15 protein-coding genes are annotated in these 14003 nt (G+C 63.4%); 8 read left to right on the forward strand and 7 right to left on the reverse strand.

The genetic code is table 11. From position 1 onward, the window contains the following. Positions 1-57: 57 nt before the first annotated feature. Positions 58-849 carry a GntR family transcriptional regulator gene (locus tag AB0B61_RS22060; RefSeq protein ID WP_358434631.1) on the reverse strand — a complete coding sequence of 264 codons (792 nt, stop codon included), beginning with the start codon at positions 847-849 and terminating at the stop codon, positions 58-60. A 63-nt stretch (positions 850-912) separates the two neighbouring features. Here AB0B61_RS22060 and AB0B61_RS22065 point away from each other — a divergent pair, with 63 nt between their 5' ends. After that, on the forward strand, positions 913-1341 hold the full coding sequence (locus AB0B61_RS22065; protein WP_358434634.1) for an NUDIX hydrolase: 429 nt from the start codon (positions 913-915) through the stop codon (positions 1339-1341). A gap of 683 nt (positions 1342-2024) precedes the next feature. Continuing rightward, positions 2025-2228 (forward strand): hypothetical protein, encoded by a 204-nt coding sequence (locus tag AB0B61_RS22070; RefSeq protein ID WP_358434637.1) that lies wholly within the window; start codon positions 2025-2027, stop codon positions 2226-2228. 302 nt (positions 2229-2530) lie between these two features. Here AB0B61_RS22070 and AB0B61_RS22075 read toward each other — a convergent pair whose 3' ends face one another. Continuing rightward, a complete protein-coding gene (locus AB0B61_RS22075) occupies positions 2531-3286 on the reverse strand; it encodes a GAF domain-containing protein (RefSeq protein ID WP_358434640.1) in 756 nt (251 codons plus the stop codon). A gap of 261 nt (positions 3287-3547) precedes the next feature. Beyond that, positions 3548-4417, reverse strand: coding sequence for a DUF4287 domain-containing protein (locus AB0B61_RS22080; protein WP_358434643.1), 870 nt, complete (start codon positions 4415-4417; stop codon positions 3548-3550). 760 nt (positions 4418-5177) lie between these two features. Here AB0B61_RS22080 and AB0B61_RS22085 point away from each other — a divergent pair. Continuing rightward, complete coding sequence (locus AB0B61_RS22085; RefSeq protein ID WP_358434645.1) at positions 5178-5741, forward strand: dihydrofolate reductase family protein; 564 nt, start codon at positions 5178-5180, stop codon at positions 5739-5741. 355 nt (positions 5742-6096) lie between these two features. Here the strand turns inward: AB0B61_RS22085 and AB0B61_RS22090 are convergent, their stop codons facing one another. Next, the gene (locus tag AB0B61_RS22090) at positions 6097-7173 is read right to left on the reverse strand and encodes a hypothetical protein (RefSeq protein ID WP_358434648.1); all 1077 of its coding nucleotides are present in this window, start codon (positions 7171-7173) and stop codon (positions 6097-6099) included. A 544-nt stretch (positions 7174-7717) separates the two neighbouring features. Here AB0B61_RS22090 and AB0B61_RS22095 point away from each other — a divergent pair. The 3 genes from AB0B61_RS22095 (at position 7718) to AB0B61_RS22105 (ending at position 9652) form a co-directional block, all read left to right on the forward strand. Next, entirely contained in the window at positions 7718-7849 is a 132-nt protein-coding gene (locus AB0B61_RS22095; RefSeq protein WP_358434651.1) for a hypothetical protein, read from the forward strand. Positions 7850-8650: 801 nt separating this feature from the next. Next, positions 8651-8989, forward strand: a complete 339-nt coding sequence (locus tag AB0B61_RS22100; RefSeq protein WP_358434654.1) for a cupin domain-containing protein — start codon at positions 8651-8653, stop codon at positions 8987-8989. Between the two features lie 195 nt (positions 8990-9184). Continuing rightward, on the forward strand, positions 9185-9652 hold the full coding sequence (locus AB0B61_RS22105) for an NUDIX domain-containing protein (RefSeq protein WP_358434657.1): 468 nt from the start codon (positions 9185-9187) through the stop codon (positions 9650-9652). A 47-nt stretch (positions 9653-9699) separates the two neighbouring features. Here the strand turns inward: AB0B61_RS22105 and AB0B61_RS22110 are convergent, their stop codons facing one another. Continuing rightward, entirely contained in the window at positions 9700-10068 is a 369-nt protein-coding gene (locus AB0B61_RS22110; protein WP_358434660.1) for a UTRA domain-containing protein, read from the reverse strand. Next, entirely contained in the window at positions 10047-10214 is a 168-nt protein-coding gene (locus AB0B61_RS22115) for a GntR family transcriptional regulator (RefSeq protein WP_358434663.1), read from the reverse strand. Before AB0B61_RS22115 ends, AB0B61_RS22110 begins: the two co-directional genes overlap by 22 nt. 182 nt (positions 10215-10396) lie before the next feature. Here AB0B61_RS22115 and AB0B61_RS22120 point away from each other — a divergent pair, with 182 nt between their 5' ends. Together AB0B61_RS22120 and AB0B61_RS22125 are read left to right on the forward strand one after the other, a co-directional pair. Continuing rightward, positions 10397-10825, forward strand: coding sequence for a hypothetical protein (locus AB0B61_RS22120; RefSeq protein WP_358434666.1), 429 nt, complete (start codon positions 10397-10399; stop codon positions 10823-10825). Between the two features lie 283 nt (positions 10826-11108). Beyond that, positions 11109-11291, forward strand: coding sequence for a hypothetical protein (locus AB0B61_RS22125; protein WP_358434668.1), 183 nt, complete (start codon positions 11109-11111; stop codon positions 11289-11291). 457 nt (positions 11292-11748) lie between these two features. Here the strand turns inward: AB0B61_RS22125 and AB0B61_RS22130 are convergent, their stop codons facing one another. Continuing rightward, complete coding sequence (locus tag AB0B61_RS22130) at positions 11749-11889, reverse strand: hypothetical protein (protein WP_358434671.1); 141 nt, start codon at positions 11887-11889, stop codon at positions 11749-11751. Positions 11890-14003: the final 2114 nt, after the last annotated feature.

Consider the following 14003-nt stretch of genomic DNA (forward strand, 5'->3'; position numbering starts at 1 on the left):
ACTCGTCTAGAGGAGTTCTACTACATGTATAGAGGAGCGCTGAAGGTGTGTCAACGGCTAGTGCGCAGGAAGTTCGTACGACAGTTGATACGCGTCGCCCGACATGATCGTGTCGCACACCTCAACCGCCTGGCCTTCGAGGTCATAGGCGGTGCGCACCAGCCTGAACACCGGCATTCCAGGCCCCAACCCCAGAAGCTGGGCTTCCTCACGCGTGGGCATGCGAGTCCAGACATCCTCAACGTAGCGATCCAGCGCGTGCCCTTGCTCTTCGATGCGAGCGTAGATCCCGCCAGGGCCGGGATTGTGGTCCATGATCCGTGTTCCACGCGCAAGCTCGACTGGGATGTACGACGTCGCCAGTTCGACAGGACGGCCATCCAGCGAGTAACGACGGCTCCGCACAGCGACGATCGCACCTGGCTGGACCTTCAAACGCTCCGCGGCATCGGCTGGAACCGGAGCCTCTTCAACCGTGATCCTGTCAACCGTGGCCTTGGCTCCAACCGTCTCGGACTCTGCCAAGAAGGCGGCCTTCCCGTCCTTGCGGTGCCGACGCGCGAACCGGTCCGAGGCGAGCCGCTTCACAGGAGGGCGTGCACGGACGAAGACGCCGCGGCCATGCTCAGCCACGGCAAGTCCCTCTGCCTTCAACTCTTGGATGGCTTGACGAACGGTCATGCGAGCCACGCCATAGTGCTCCATGAGCTGCGCTTCAGACGGCAGTTTGTCGCCAGCACTCATGCTGCCGGTCTGGACAGCCTCACGGAGGTGATCGGCGATCTGACGGAACACGGCGCGGTCGCTTGCCGGATCAATGCGCCTGACAAGGACTGCGTCGCTGGCCACACCCAACTCCTCAAGTCGTCTGTACGTCTACTACCGTTAAGCCTATCCACTGGAGGTGACAAGATGGCCGGCCAAGACGGACGCCACTCGGTGAGCGTTGCTGGTGTCGTCGTTGACGACGCCGGCAGAGTCTTGCTCACGCAACGTGCGGACAACGGCGAATGGCAGGCACCTGGGGGAGTACTCGAACTCAACGAAGCCATCACCGACGGGGTGCGTCGTGAAGTCCTCGAAGAGACGGGCCTAGTCGTCGAGCCGGTTGCCCTGACGGGCGTCTACAAGAACATGTCCCGCGGAATCGTCGCGCTGGTCTTTCGCTGCAAGGGCACAGGTGGACGCCTCACCATCAACGAAGAGGTGACGCGGTTCCACTGGGCGACCCCAGACGAGGTACCTCAGATGGTCACTGAGGCATTCGCGATTCGAGTGCTCGACGCCCTCCACGAAGGGGCACCCGCGATCAGACAGCATGACGGCGTCCACCTGGTCTAGCTGTTACGACTTTCCCTACGTCTTCAAGCCCGCCGCGTCGCGGCGGGCACACCGTGATCACGGGGGAGGGGTGTGCGAGATGTTCCCAGCACCGGCGAAGATCGGGAAATAGCCTGCATGCGGACGCAGAGCTTCCACCGAAACCGGGGAGGAGCGTCGGAGCTGGGACGGTGTTGCAGCACGGAGGCTCACCTGACCTCCACCAGCTCGGGGGATGACAACCAGGCGGACCAAGCGCCAGCCTGCCCAGTCCATCACCACTGGCCCCGCATTGCACACGCCCACCGCCGCGAAGAACGCCAACTACGCAGCCGGCCCCTGCGCGCTCGCTCGCGGCGGCTGCGGCTCGTTCCGGCCGCCTCCGCCGCGGCGGCGCGCGTGCCGCAAGCGGCACACACAGGTAGTGATAAGCCTGGTACGGCTTGACGCATCGCTCTCCTCCCGGATCTTCACCAACCCAGCGCCACGAGTGAAGGCCACGGCACGCCAACCGAACTGCTCAACACACCCACGACGGAGATGGCGAAAGCCCCACTCATTGGCACCGACCAGGAGTGAAGCGGCGAAGCAGCGACCAGGAGACTGCCGAAAAGAAGGACATGGGGCGCTGCCCCATACCCCGGCCCGGACTGCGGAGATCAGGGGGTCAAGTGCGGGTCGGGTCGGCTGTTGTAGTGATCTCCTTGCCGGTCACCACGAGGGACACCAGACCAGCCGCACCAGCGCAAGCCGCCGACTGCCGGCAGTACAACCAGCGCACGTGGAAGCTCACCGGGAACATGGACACGCGAACGGCGGCTTGCCCTGGCACGACCGGCCCGGTATGGCTACGCCTGCCCGGCAAGGAGATCACCACGCCGCCCTACAGCGAGCACGGTTCGGAGTAACAAGACCGCTATGCCGTACGCAACCAACTAGCGTGGTGACTTGCCGAGTGTGTGCAGTCTCAACACGCGAACACCGCGCCTCTTCATGCGGGCTGTCTCTCGTGCTACCGCTTCTTCAAAGTACCGATCCGTGTCTGAAACGATGCGGCGAGGGCGGTCATCGTTGATCTTGTGCGCAACCTTTACGGGCATGGCCACCCCTCCTTGTTTGCTGACATTTGGAGATGAAGGAATCCCTCGATCAAGACTCTCAAGCACGGTCCCTGCTCTTAGCAGTCTACCCACAGGAGCAGGAAGAACTCCTATGCGATCATGGCGGCAAGTAGTCCCGCCATCAACATCACCAACGGAAGATCATCTCGGCTAAGATCATTAGGGGTAACCGAGTCGACTGTCAGCATGCCATACGCCGTGTCGCCGAGTACCACGGGGACCGCTAGGAACGACTTGTACTCTGGCCGGGTAGGCAACGCCATTCGCTCTGTCCACCCGGCTGGTGGATTTGTATCGACGTCTTCGCACACAAGAGGTCTATTCTCCTTTAGTGCTTGAAGGGTTGCATATCCATATGGAGTATCTGCTTTGAAGACTGTTGTGGCATTTTTTGCCCGCCCGTGACTCATAACCGGAGCTATTCTCTCGGTTGGGTTGTCTTCGTATTTAAGCCAGCACGCACGTACTCGAGCAGACCCCACTAGGCGTGCCGCGGCCGCCAGAATCATGGGGATTCCTTGTTGCTGTCGTGAACGCCTAGCTCGTAGATCCGGCGCAATAAGTGTGCCACCAAGGTGAGATACAATCGGCTCCAATATGTCATTTATTGCTACATTGAAACCGATTGCTGCGTCTTCTAGGGCCTTTGCATTTCGTAGCTGTTCGCGAACTGGGAGCAACCCTCCGATTAGGCTTGCAACTACTCCTGCGGCAATCCATTTCCATTTATCGACTGACGCGATTATGTCGAACTGGATCAATCCTGCACATAGGTAAGCGGCGGCGAGGAGGATGGCTACCGCTACGGCAACCAGCATAGCTCGGTTTTTTGGAGAACCTCTCATATTTCTCAGGCTAAACTTGCTAGTGTCAAGTGACGATCATAATATTCAAAATGACTGTTGAAGCTCCTCCGCGCCTTGCCTCAACGAGAATGTGCCACGGTAAACTTAGGATTGCTGTCAGGAGTTTGGCGCGTCCGAGCCGATCGGCTTTGCTACCCGCCTCCGCGAACCTCAATGACCTCTGCCACGATTTCGCATCGAAGTCATCAAGCGTTGATTGCCGACCCTAGCCCCAACCCATCCACAACAGACGCCGTTGACTCACTGATCGTCGTGTTCGTGATAGCCTTTTGCCAGCTCACGATCCTGCGATCTGACCAAGGGATCAGTTATCGATGTTTCTAAACGGGCTAAAACAGTGGCGGGGTCAGTAAAAGAGTGCGGATGTTGCCGAAGAAAATTGATCTCTCTCGGACTGAGATCGCGAACGTGGAGTACTCCGTTCGCCTTCACAAGTAGCAATGCTCCAACTTGAATAACCGCTGCGTCATGCGCTTCCACGGAAGCAATAAGCTTTGTCGCCGCTGCAGCCTTGGCGTCATCGACCTTTGCTTGCTCGGCGTCTACGGCCCTAAGTTGCAGAGCTCGTTTCACCTCAGCTCCTAGTTCTTTACCTAGATCCGAAGCTGTAGCCTCCTTGAAATCACGGCGACGCATTCGAAACCAGTAAGCCAACGATCCGAGAAGTGGGCCACTGCTATCTACCCTGTCGAGATCGAACGCGCCCAAAATCTGACCTAGCGCTTCAACCACATCAAGCAGGGTTCTATTCGCGACACTCTCACCTGCAATGTAGACCAGTACGGATACGGCATGCTCGTCCGGCTTCTCTTGGAGTGTAGCTAGGCTTCGCTCAATCATCGCATTGACGCCAGTATTAGTAGATGACGTATCCAGGATCAGCCCCATTCGATTATGCCGATAGTGTTCATACTCATGTATTAGGGCCCGAGCGTAGCCGTGTGTAAGTAGGTGCTCATTAACCAGCCAGTCAACTTGCTCATTAGCATTTAGAAATTTAGGTCCAGATTCAAGGATATGAAACCACTCGGGTAGTTCGCGGCCGGTTATCGTAGAGATGCGTGCGACTAGTCGCTCAGTTTCTTGTTGCTCGTGATCGCTCTTAGCCATAGCGTGTCCTTTCCATTCAAGGCAGCAAGCTGTAATGCCTGCAAACTATATGAGACTCATACGACAGGGAACATGGATAGTTTAACTATGCAACGTACAGACGGCCAGCCCTTGGCTTCTCGGCACCAGGCGTGCCAAGATTGCCGCCCCAAGTCGAAATCCCCTGTGTGCGACAAAACGTCAGCGACGCAGAAGCTCACCGAGCCGGCTTGCAGGTGACGCACGTCGTATACACGTCGCTACAGATGATCGTGCTGATGTCCTGAAAACGTTGTAGCAGGTCAAGCACTACCTGAAGACTAAGTCGGCAGGGCTCTGTAAAACCGTCGGCTCAGCCTACGCAAGTTCGAACCTTGCACCTGCCACAAGCAGTAACAGCAGGTCAGAGGCCCTTCGGGGCCTCTTCTGCATTTCAGGGGTATGCAGCCAGGTGCCGCTCTGAGCGGCCTGTTGTCGCTGGTCCACCAATATACGTGCAATGATCTTGACGGCGTTTCCGCTGGTCGGGTGCCGATTTTGGGACTTGGGTAGCGCACTTGACTGGGACCAGATCGGTGCGCGCGACCTGCCCGGCTGTCCCACCTGTCTGGGCCGAGGGTCGGTTATCCCACCTCGGGGACTCCAGGCCCGCGTACGCTCGTCCGCGCGCCCTGTCCCACCTGCTCCGGTACTTCGGCATAGATCGGTGTGGCCTGACCGATGATTTTTCCGCGTCGTGCTGGTCTGTACGCCGAGTACCGACTCACAGGAGGCTGACGCCATGCGAAAACTGACCTTCGGCATGAACCTGAGCCTGGACGGCTACATCGCCGCACCCGGCGACGACCTCGGCTGGAGCGTGCCGAGCGACGAGGTGTTCCAGTGGTGGTCCGACCGGGTGGGCGCGACGGGCCTGGCGCTGTACGGGCGCAAACTGTGGGAGACGATGAGCTCCCACTGGCCGACCGCCGACCAGCAGCCCGGCGCCACACCGGCGGCGATCGAGTACGCCCGCCGCTGGCGAGACATGCCGAAGGTGGTGTTCTCCTCGACGACCAGCACGGTCGACTGGAACACCCGCCTGGTCACCGGCGACGCGGTCACCGAGATCACCCGGCTCAAGGCCGAGGACGGTGGCCCCATGGACATATGCGGCGCCACACTTGCCGCGGCGGCCATGCGGGCCGGGCTGATCGACGAGTACGTGCTGGTCACCGCACCGGTCTTGCTGGGCAGCGGCACGCCGTTCTTTACGGCCCTGGACAACTGGGTGAACCTGACCCTGATGGAGACCCGGACGTTCCCCGGCGGCGTACTCCTGACCAGGTACGAGAGCAGGCGCTGAGTACCCAACCTCGGATCGGCCCGTGCTTCGGGCCACCCAAGGAAGGGGCGCACGGTACAGCCGAGAAGTACAGCAGCCGGCGGGCGTCAGCGAACTCCGGCGAACGCCGACGATCTCGCTTTGCCGCAGCTGCGGTGCTGACTTCCTAGGAGAGATGGTGGCTGGCCGACCTCGATGGCAGATCACACCTTGTAAAGCCAGGGGAGACGTAACTGGTGCGGGCGCCATGTCGCGCTTGCTCGGGGGGCCAGGCGGCCTGAGGAATAAGGCCCTGGACCGTTGCGAGTCGCCTCCGGACATATTCCGGATTCTGCAACCTCTAACCCTGCCCAGCATTGCTCTGGACGGATGCCGATCACCCTGAGCCAGAGGCGGAGCCGGACGCAGACCCCGCGCTCGCACCGCCCCTATCGCTGATCCGGCAGTAGCCGGAGTGCAGGAAGCCTCGGTTGAACGGCTTGCCGAGGTCCAGTTCGATGTTCACGTAGCTGGGGAGGTCGTTGAACGCCATGTTCGGGAGGATGAACTCTCTGCCGGTGTATTTCTGCAGGACTGTCTGCTTGGCGGCGGGCTTGCAGATGAACGGGTTCGCGTAGGTGTTGTATCCGAGCCCGACGCCGGTGTTGAGGTATCCGACGTCCTGACACTGGTACAGCACTCCGCGCATCGCGGCCGCGTTCTTGGCTCCCCGGTATCTCGAGGCGAAGTTCTGGAAGCACGACTTCGACTCGCCGGTGGTGTAGGGGGAGGGGCCGGCGGCTGCGATCGCGCCGAGGAAGTCCCTGTTGCAGCCGATCTTTGGGGACAGGTCCTGTCCTCTGAGCAGCGCGTCACGCCTGCAGCCGGTCACCGTCTGGAACGCGCCGACGACGTCTTCGTTCGGGCGGAGCCGGGAGTACGCGAGGACGAGGTCGATCTGAGCCGCGAGCGGGTACGCCCCGGTGTTGCCGAACTCCTGGTCGAGGATGCGAAACCACGTCTCGAAGCTTGGCACCTGGACCTGGGTGTCCTGGGGCAGGGTGTAGACGGCGAGGTCCGTTGGGGTGTCGTAGCTTTCCAGGTCCGGAAACCCGACGTACGACAGGATTCCGATGCCGACCTTCGGAGGATCGTCACCATAGAGCCCGCGCAACGTGAGGTAGCGCTCGAGATTGGTGTTGGATACACCCCAGGCGTACCAGAAGCCGCTGGGGTAGAGCGTCGTGCTGCCGCGCGAGTATGTCGTGGCGAAAAGAAGGGGCGAGACGCATCGAATCTGCCGGTTGTTCCATGCGCTCAGGTACTCGTCGGGTGTGGAGATGCAGCCGGCCCTGGTCTGGGCCGCTGCTCGCGTCGAGTCTGAGGGCGCCGCCCAGGTCATGGTGAGCGCGAGGAGGCAGGCCGCGACGGCGAGAGACGACTTCCGGGCGGCTGGCGGGTGCTTGAGGTTCATGCGTGCTCCTTGAGGCTAGATCGGCCGGTTCCGGTCGGATCGGAACGGGTCGAGCTACCGTGACCAATGTCAAGGACAGGAGCGATGCCGAGCCGCTGACGTGGCCGATGATTGCTTCACCCGGACGGAACTGAGGGCAGGACCGCACCTGGGGGAAGGTTCACGGCTCGTACTCCTCACAGGGCACGGGCCTGTACTACGCAGCCAGTTGGATCGAGATCGATGATCCCTATCAAATCGACGGCTCAGCCTACGCAAGGTCGAACCTTGCACCTGCCACACCAGCGTGAAGAGGCCCGTCACCGGCGGAAACGCGGTGACGGGCCTCTCGCCATCCGTCCTGGCCGCCACCGACGCCCGGATGGCGGCGGCCGCCGCCTGTCGGCGCTCGTCCCCGCGCGGGACGACGACGGCGACCGGCTCAGCGAGCACGAGCTGATCGCGTTGTCCGTCAGCATCCTGATCGCCGGCCACGAGACCACGGTCGGCCTCATCAGCCAGAGCGTCCACCTGATCCTCACCCGGTCGCTGAAACTCGGCGACGATGACATCGCTCGATGGAGCGGAGGAGTTCCTACGCGACAGCGGTCCCGCCGAGATCGCCGTCCTGCGCTACGCGCTCGAACCGGCCGAGCTCGGCGGCATCATCATGGGCGCGGGTGAGGCGTGCAGGTGATGTACGCGGCGGCCAACCGCGATCCGCGCCGTTTCGACCAGCCGCAGGCGCCCAGAAGAATCCGCTGATGACGACCATGACGACCATGACGACCATGACGACCATGACGACCATGACGACCATGACGACGTCGACGGCCGAGGTGACGGCGGGCCAGGACACCAGCCAGGCAAGCGACGACCAGCGGGAGGCAGACGAGGTGGACCGGCGCGGGCGATGCCTGGACAGGGGCCGCGGCCGCGTCTGGCCTGGACGGGCTGGTGCAGCGCCTCGGCAACTCGGACCGAATGCACTGACCGGGCGCGGAGACGTACACGGGGCCGGCGTGGTACGTGTACCGTCCGGAGTCGGGGTCGCTCCCGCTGCCGTCGCCTCTCGATATCACGACGCTTTTCCAGCTCGGGGTGTTGGCGTAGGCGCCGTAGCCGTAGGTCAGCGCGCAGTTCTTTCTGGTGGTGGAGCTGTAGTAAACCTCCAGCGTGCCCGTGCGGGTCCCGTCTCCTCTCTTGACGGAGTAGGCGCCGACGCGGGTGTAGCTGCTGCCACAGGGTCCAGTCGCGCTGGCGGGAGCGGCGCCCGCCACCAGGGTGGTGGAGGCAGCCAGGGCCGCACCGGTCAGGAGGGTTGCCAGTTTGCGTGTGCGCACGAAAATTCTTTCGGCTCCAACAGTATGATCATGGATATCACTGGCATACGGCCACCGCCTGCGAGTTGTGCGCGATGTGACGGTTCGCACAAAGATCCAGACGTGTCCACCAGCCACGGCGGGAAGTGTCAGCTACCCATAGTTATGCTTCCGCCATGCGGATCATCGAAGGTGCAGGGGTGTGGACGCCGCTTGTCGACGGAGCGGCCAACGACTGGGTGGAGCACCTGAGAGTGCCGGCCCTGTCGGTGGGAACGTACTGCATCCCGGCTGGCGGGCTCGACAATCAGAGTCCGCACACCGAGGACGAGATCTACGTGGTCACTGCGGGGCGGGCCAAGATCGTGACGCCGGACGGTACGGCCGAGGTGGGCCCCGGTTCGGTGATCTTCGTGCCGGCGGGCGAGGAGCACCGGTTCGACGAGGTGACAGAGGACCTGACACTGCTCGTGGTGTTCGGCCCGGCATACGGCTCGCGCACGCCGGGCCGGTGAGTCGTTACTGAGGCCAGACCGGCTCAAGCGCCCCGTGAAAGTCCGCGGTTTGGTGCCGTGACCGGGAACCCTTTGCCGGGTTGGCGACACGCTGTGCGACGTGCCCCGGCGGGTCAGACTCGTTGGTCTACGCGGTGAACCCTTCGGTCGCAGCACTAGCGGCAGGAACACCTCCTCACCGATACCGTCGGGCAAATGATCACGAACCGCCCCACCGCGCGAGTCATCCTCGTCGATCCCGCCGACCGCGTGCTGATGTTCCGCTTCGTTCCGCCCGACCCCTGGCCCCGCGAGCCCGCATGGCATCTCCCCGGCGGCGGGATCGAACCAGGCGAATCGGCAGTGGAAGCGGCTTCCCGGGAGGTTCGCGAAGAGACCGGCTTGATCCTCGCGCCCCGAGACCTGGGCGAGCCAGTGGCCGTCAACGCGGGGGAGTGGTCCATCCAAGAGAGCCACTACTACACCGTGCACACGTACTTCTTCGCCAGAGTCTCAACGGTGGAAGTTTCCGGAACTGGAGATGACGGGCTCGGGCACCGATGGTGGACCCTAGCCGACCTCGACGCGACCACGGAGCGGGTCTTTCCGCCCGGGCTGGCCGCATTGCTGAAGGACCTGCTCCACGGGGTACGGCACGAGCGGCCGGTCACCCTCGACTGGTGAAGTCGCGCAGCGTGTCGCCAACCCGGCAAAGGTCTCCGGTGGCGGCACTAGCTGACCTTGTAGACATCCTCCAGCTCGTGCAGGCTTCCGGGCAGCGCCAGGCTCATGGCCAGCAGCACGGACCCGGCAGGGTCGTGCACGGTCGCCGTCACAGCGAGCGCCGGACTGGACGAGCCGAGCAACTCCGCCTCGTCCTTGGCGGGCTTGCGGGCGGACAGTCGCTCGGTGATGTGATCGAACCGCAGGTGCTTGACCGCCTGGAGATGCCGCCGGATCCCGCCCCGCAGCGGCTCGGCCTGCTCCAAGTCAGTGCCGACCGCGATCTCCAGCGGGATCCACCCGGTCTCCGCCGCCGACACGACATCCGCCTGCCGGGCCACCCGCTTCCGGACGATCACCGGCGTCCGCTCGGCCACCCCAGCAGCCGAGCCACGCCCAGCTCGCGGACCAACTGCGTCTCGGATGGCAGCCTGTCGCCAGGCGCGTACTCGCCCGTCTCGATCCGCTCCTGAATCGCCCTTATGACCTGGGCATACTTCGGCGGAGCGAAGCCCATACTCATACGCCCTCGACTGCGGCGTCCCAGTCGGCCAGTCTCTCCAACCCTTCGCCCTCCAGGTCGCCACAGCCTGGCCGACGCTGGCGACAATCTTCTTGACGGGCTGACAACCTCGATTTTACAGATTATTGGGATGGCCGATACGGTTGATTCGGTCAAGATCTTTGCTCTTATGAGGTTGAAGCATGAACCGCAAGAAGCTCACATCCGTTCTGCTTGGCTCCGCCGCGACGGCCATGCTGCTGGCACCGGCAACCGCAGCCTCCGCACAGGCAGGCACCGTACGGACGAGTACGGGGACCGCCGAGACGAAGGCCACCACCGCGTCGGCTCAAGCCGGGGTCGAGCGCGACAGCGTCAGTTGCTCCAGGCCCAGAGGCAAGTGGGCCAACTACTCGTGGGGTGAGGGCAACACGAGCGTGACCATCTACTTCAACAACCACTGCAGCCACAAGGTCAGCGCCAAGATCATGTTCGTGAGGAAGGGCTCGGTCGGCGACAAGGCCGCTAAGTACCGTTGCATGACGGTCAACGCCCACACCAAGGGCAAGAAGAAGTTCTACGCCGCTGCCTACAAGCCGTATTCCGTGACCCGCGTCGCGCGCTGCAGCTGAGCCAGCCGCCGAGCCCGTCAGTGGTGGTCAGGGGTGGTCAGGGCCGCCCACACCTTCTCGATCGGGTGGGCGAGGTCGAGCGTTCGCTCGATGCGATCCGGGGATCGGCATTCGTCACCTCTATAGCAACCATCAGGTTGCTACAACCATAAAGCAACTGATGGTTGCGACAATCTCGGGTGATGGCTTCCTTGTAGTCGGACCGAAGCGGTCTCATGCTGCAAAGCCCTGAAATCCTCTTTCGGCGGCCGACTCCGCCGCCGTGCTCGCCCAGCTCGCGGCCTTGTCCGCGGCTCGCCAGGTACACCCGCACGCGCTCACCGTCGCCAGCCTGGTCGATCTCACGGCCGCCATGGCGAAAGACCAGGCAGCGGGGGTGCGCTGGCAGATCGAGCATCCCCCGAGCGGGCCCGCCCCCGCGAGCGACCGCGCGGTCATTCGCCAGGCGGTCGGCTTGGCGACCTGAGCGAGGACCGGGCGGCGTTACGGGCCATCCAGGGCGGCCCGCGGATCGTCGCCGCATGGCAGGACCGGCGGCGAGCCGTGGCCGCCTATATGGACCGGCTCGCCGCCGACGCCCCACATCCTGACCGAATCAGCGGTGGTGGCGTCATTCCTGCACATGCACCACTTACGGGCGCTCGGGATCGACCGCGATGTCGAACGCGGGTGCCGCAAGCTGGCCCGCGCCGTGGCGCTGGCCTTCACCGCCCGCCGGGCCTGACGCCGGCGCAGATCGCGCTGAGCAGCTGCGGGAAGACCAACTCGCCCTCGCCGCGCACGATGAAATCGACGTACGGGAAGTTCCGGTGCATCGCCGCGCACTGCGGTCCTTCGCAGTTCGGGCCGCCGAATACCGTGACGGCGTCCGGCGCCTGCCTCTTGACCGCGCGCGCCGCCGCGAGGGCCGCGGCGTTCTGGGCCTAGGTGGCGGTGAACCCGACCACGTCCGGTGTCATGGCCGCGATCCGGTCGGCGATCTCCTCGATGAACAGCGGCGCGAGCTCATGGAGTTCGGTCGCCTTGGCGACCGGGGCTGCATCGACACCGACCACTCCATCCACGACCGGGAGGAGGGGGAAACCCCCGGCCGCGCACTACATGATCCCGGACGTCAAAGACTCAGGTCACGAACCTACAGCCGCGTGTCGCGAGTTAACCAGCAGGATCTCAAGATGGAGCAAACCGTCCGGCCCTGCTGTCGGCCGACGAGCCGACGGCGCGCTGGACAGCCGCTCGGGCGAGCAAGTGATGCGCCCCGTAACCTGAGTGACTGAACACGAGCCAGCCGCTCACCAGGTCACGAAACGGCCCTCAGCTCGTTCCGAACCCTAACCCGAACGGTCGGCCGGCGCCGACTATCCACGATCTAGACATCCACGACGTGACCAAGGGACAAGGCCGCAGGCTAACGAGCTCCGGTCCAGGTAGCCGTGGACTTGTTCAAGGTCGGCTGGCCAGGTGCCTGCTGGGTCGGCTGCTGTAGATCACGCACGGTCGGCGCGTTCGGCCCTGTCTGCGTGGCCGGCCATGGCCGGGGATAGGGAACAGGGACCGGCATTGGAAGAGGGGGGTAGACCGGGGGGTGCCAGCCCGGCCGGGGGTACGGGTGCGGGTAGACGTACGGGGGGCCCACAGGGTAGCCGCCCCCGACACGGACGCATTCATACTGCGGGCAGGGCAGAGTGAAGCACTGCTTGGGCCGGTACACGCAGACGTAGCCGGGTGGACACAGTACTTCGCTGCAGCCGGTCGGCGAGCACGCGGCTCGGAGAGCCGAAGCCGCGGCCGTCGGTGCTGACGCCATCGCCGATTCGGCCGGTGTAAGACGGGTCGCGTCAGCCGAGGCGGCCAACGCAGAGAATGGCAGCCCCGCCAAAGCCGCCGTGACGACGAACGTGATTCGGATCATGATGAATCCCTGAACCCTTCGTTGTTCCCGATGAACCCCGCACTGAATCCTCCGGCCATTCCGTGGATTCGCGGATATCTCGTGATAGGCCGGTCGGCCTACCGAGATCGTCGCATTCGACGACCCCCAGTCCATCGGTGGCGACGGTATGATCGAGGCCAGGAAGCAGTAAAGATGGTGGCTATCCGAAGAGGGCCCTACGGTCATCGAGTGTCCGCCCACTACTCTGCGCCAGTCATCAGAAGTGTGGATATTCCTGGCGGAATTTCACCTTAGTTAGTGCGGCGGCTAGGTTCTCTTGCCCAAAACAGAGGGGACGCCCGACGGCACTGGACACATGTTCGGCGCTGGGTGGCTCGATGAGTAAGCCCAAAGGGGCCGGGCACCTTCGCAGCGCCCGGGACACCGTCGTCCTGCAAGCCTTCGACCGCTTGGCGGCCTGCCCTACAGGTGGGTCGTCTGTACTTGCTCCTCGGCACGCTGGACCGCGCCGTGCTCCAAGCGGCGTGGGTCACGCGCCATCGCCCGGAGGGCGGCACCGGGAAGCTTCGCTTCGGTGGCTGTACCGGAGTGGAAGCCGTGCCATTCCGGGGCTGTCTTTAATTCGCGCAATTAGGGCGACTTGCCGCGAATATCGATATGACAAGCCTTCGGCCGCAATTTTCAGGGGGGTTGGATCAAGAGCTCCGCGACGCCGGGTAGAGAATTGGGCCAGGCGAAAAAGGCTTACCAAATGGCATCATCATTCTGGCAAAAGGGCGTGTATGCGAGTGCCTTCTTCCAGCCCTTGAGAACAGAATGAAGAGTGACTACATTGATGAAACGAACCCTGCTGGGCGGCGCGCTCGCCGGGGTCGTTCTCGTTTGCTCACCTGCTGCGGCAGGTGCCGAGGCAAAGACCCCCTGGCCGCCGGGCCAGACGGTCACCGACTATACGGCGAGCGGTACATATTCTCGAGCAGCGGTGCGGACCCCATCCGCGGCTGCTCGTGAATGCATTCCCGTATACTGCCTGCCGCCGAGCATTCAATTGATTGCGCCGCCGGTCCACGTCGAGCCCGGCACGATCCCGCTGTGCGCATGGCTTCACGTCCCCCAATCGCTCTGCAAGGTGCCGCGGGGTCCTGCGGGCCCGCCGGGACCCGCGGGTCCGCCCGGCCCAGCAGGACCCGCGGGTCCCCAGGGAGTACCTGGGCTAGACGGCCTCCCCGGTCCTGCCGGTCCTGCCGGTCCTGCCGGTCCTGCCGGTGCTCCGGGTCTTCGGGG

Source organism: Nonomuraea sp. NPDC049158, assembly GCF_040648335.1.
In the GTDB taxonomy this organism is placed as follows: domain Bacteria; phylum Actinomycetota; class Actinomycetes; order Streptosporangiales; family Streptosporangiaceae; genus Nonomuraea.

Bases quoted from the DNA above. Each gene is read 5' to 3' on its own strand.
- AB0B61_RS22065 (WP_358434634.1), top strand. From the start codon at position 913: ATGGCCGGCCAAGACGGACGCCACTCGGTGAGCGTTGCTGGTGTCGTC.
- AB0B61_RS22075 (WP_358434640.1), bottom strand. From the start codon at position 3,286: ATGAGAGGTTCTCCAAAAAACCGAGCTATGCTGGTTGCCGTAGCGGTA.
- AB0B61_RS22080 (WP_358434643.1), bottom strand. From the start codon at position 4,417: ATGGCTAAGAGCGATCACGAGCAACAAGAAACTGAGCGACTAGTCGCA.
- AB0B61_RS22085 (WP_358434645.1), top strand. From the start codon at position 5,178: ATGCGAAAACTGACCTTCGGCATGAACCTGAGCCTGGACGGCTACATC.
- AB0B61_RS22090 (WP_358434648.1), bottom strand. From the start codon at position 7,173: ATGAACCTCAAGCACCCGCCAGCCGCCCGGAAGTCGTCTCTCGCCGTC.
- AB0B61_RS22095 (WP_358434651.1), top strand. From the start codon at position 7,718: ATGACATCGCTCGATGGAGCGGAGGAGTTCCTACGCGACAGCGGTCCC.
- AB0B61_RS22100 (WP_358434654.1), top strand. From the start codon at position 8,651: ATGCGGATCATCGAAGGTGCAGGGGTGTGGACGCCGCTTGTCGACGGA.
- AB0B61_RS22105 (WP_358434657.1), top strand. From the start codon at position 9,185: ATGATCACGAACCGCCCCACCGCGCGAGTCATCCTCGTCGATCCCGCC.
- AB0B61_RS22115 (WP_358434663.1), bottom strand. From the start codon at position 10,214: ATGAGTATGGGCTTCGCTCCGCCGAAGTATGCCCAGGTCATAAGGGCG.
- AB0B61_RS22120 (WP_358434666.1), top strand. From the start codon at position 10,397: ATGAACCGCAAGAAGCTCACATCCGTTCTGCTTGGCTCCGCCGCGACG.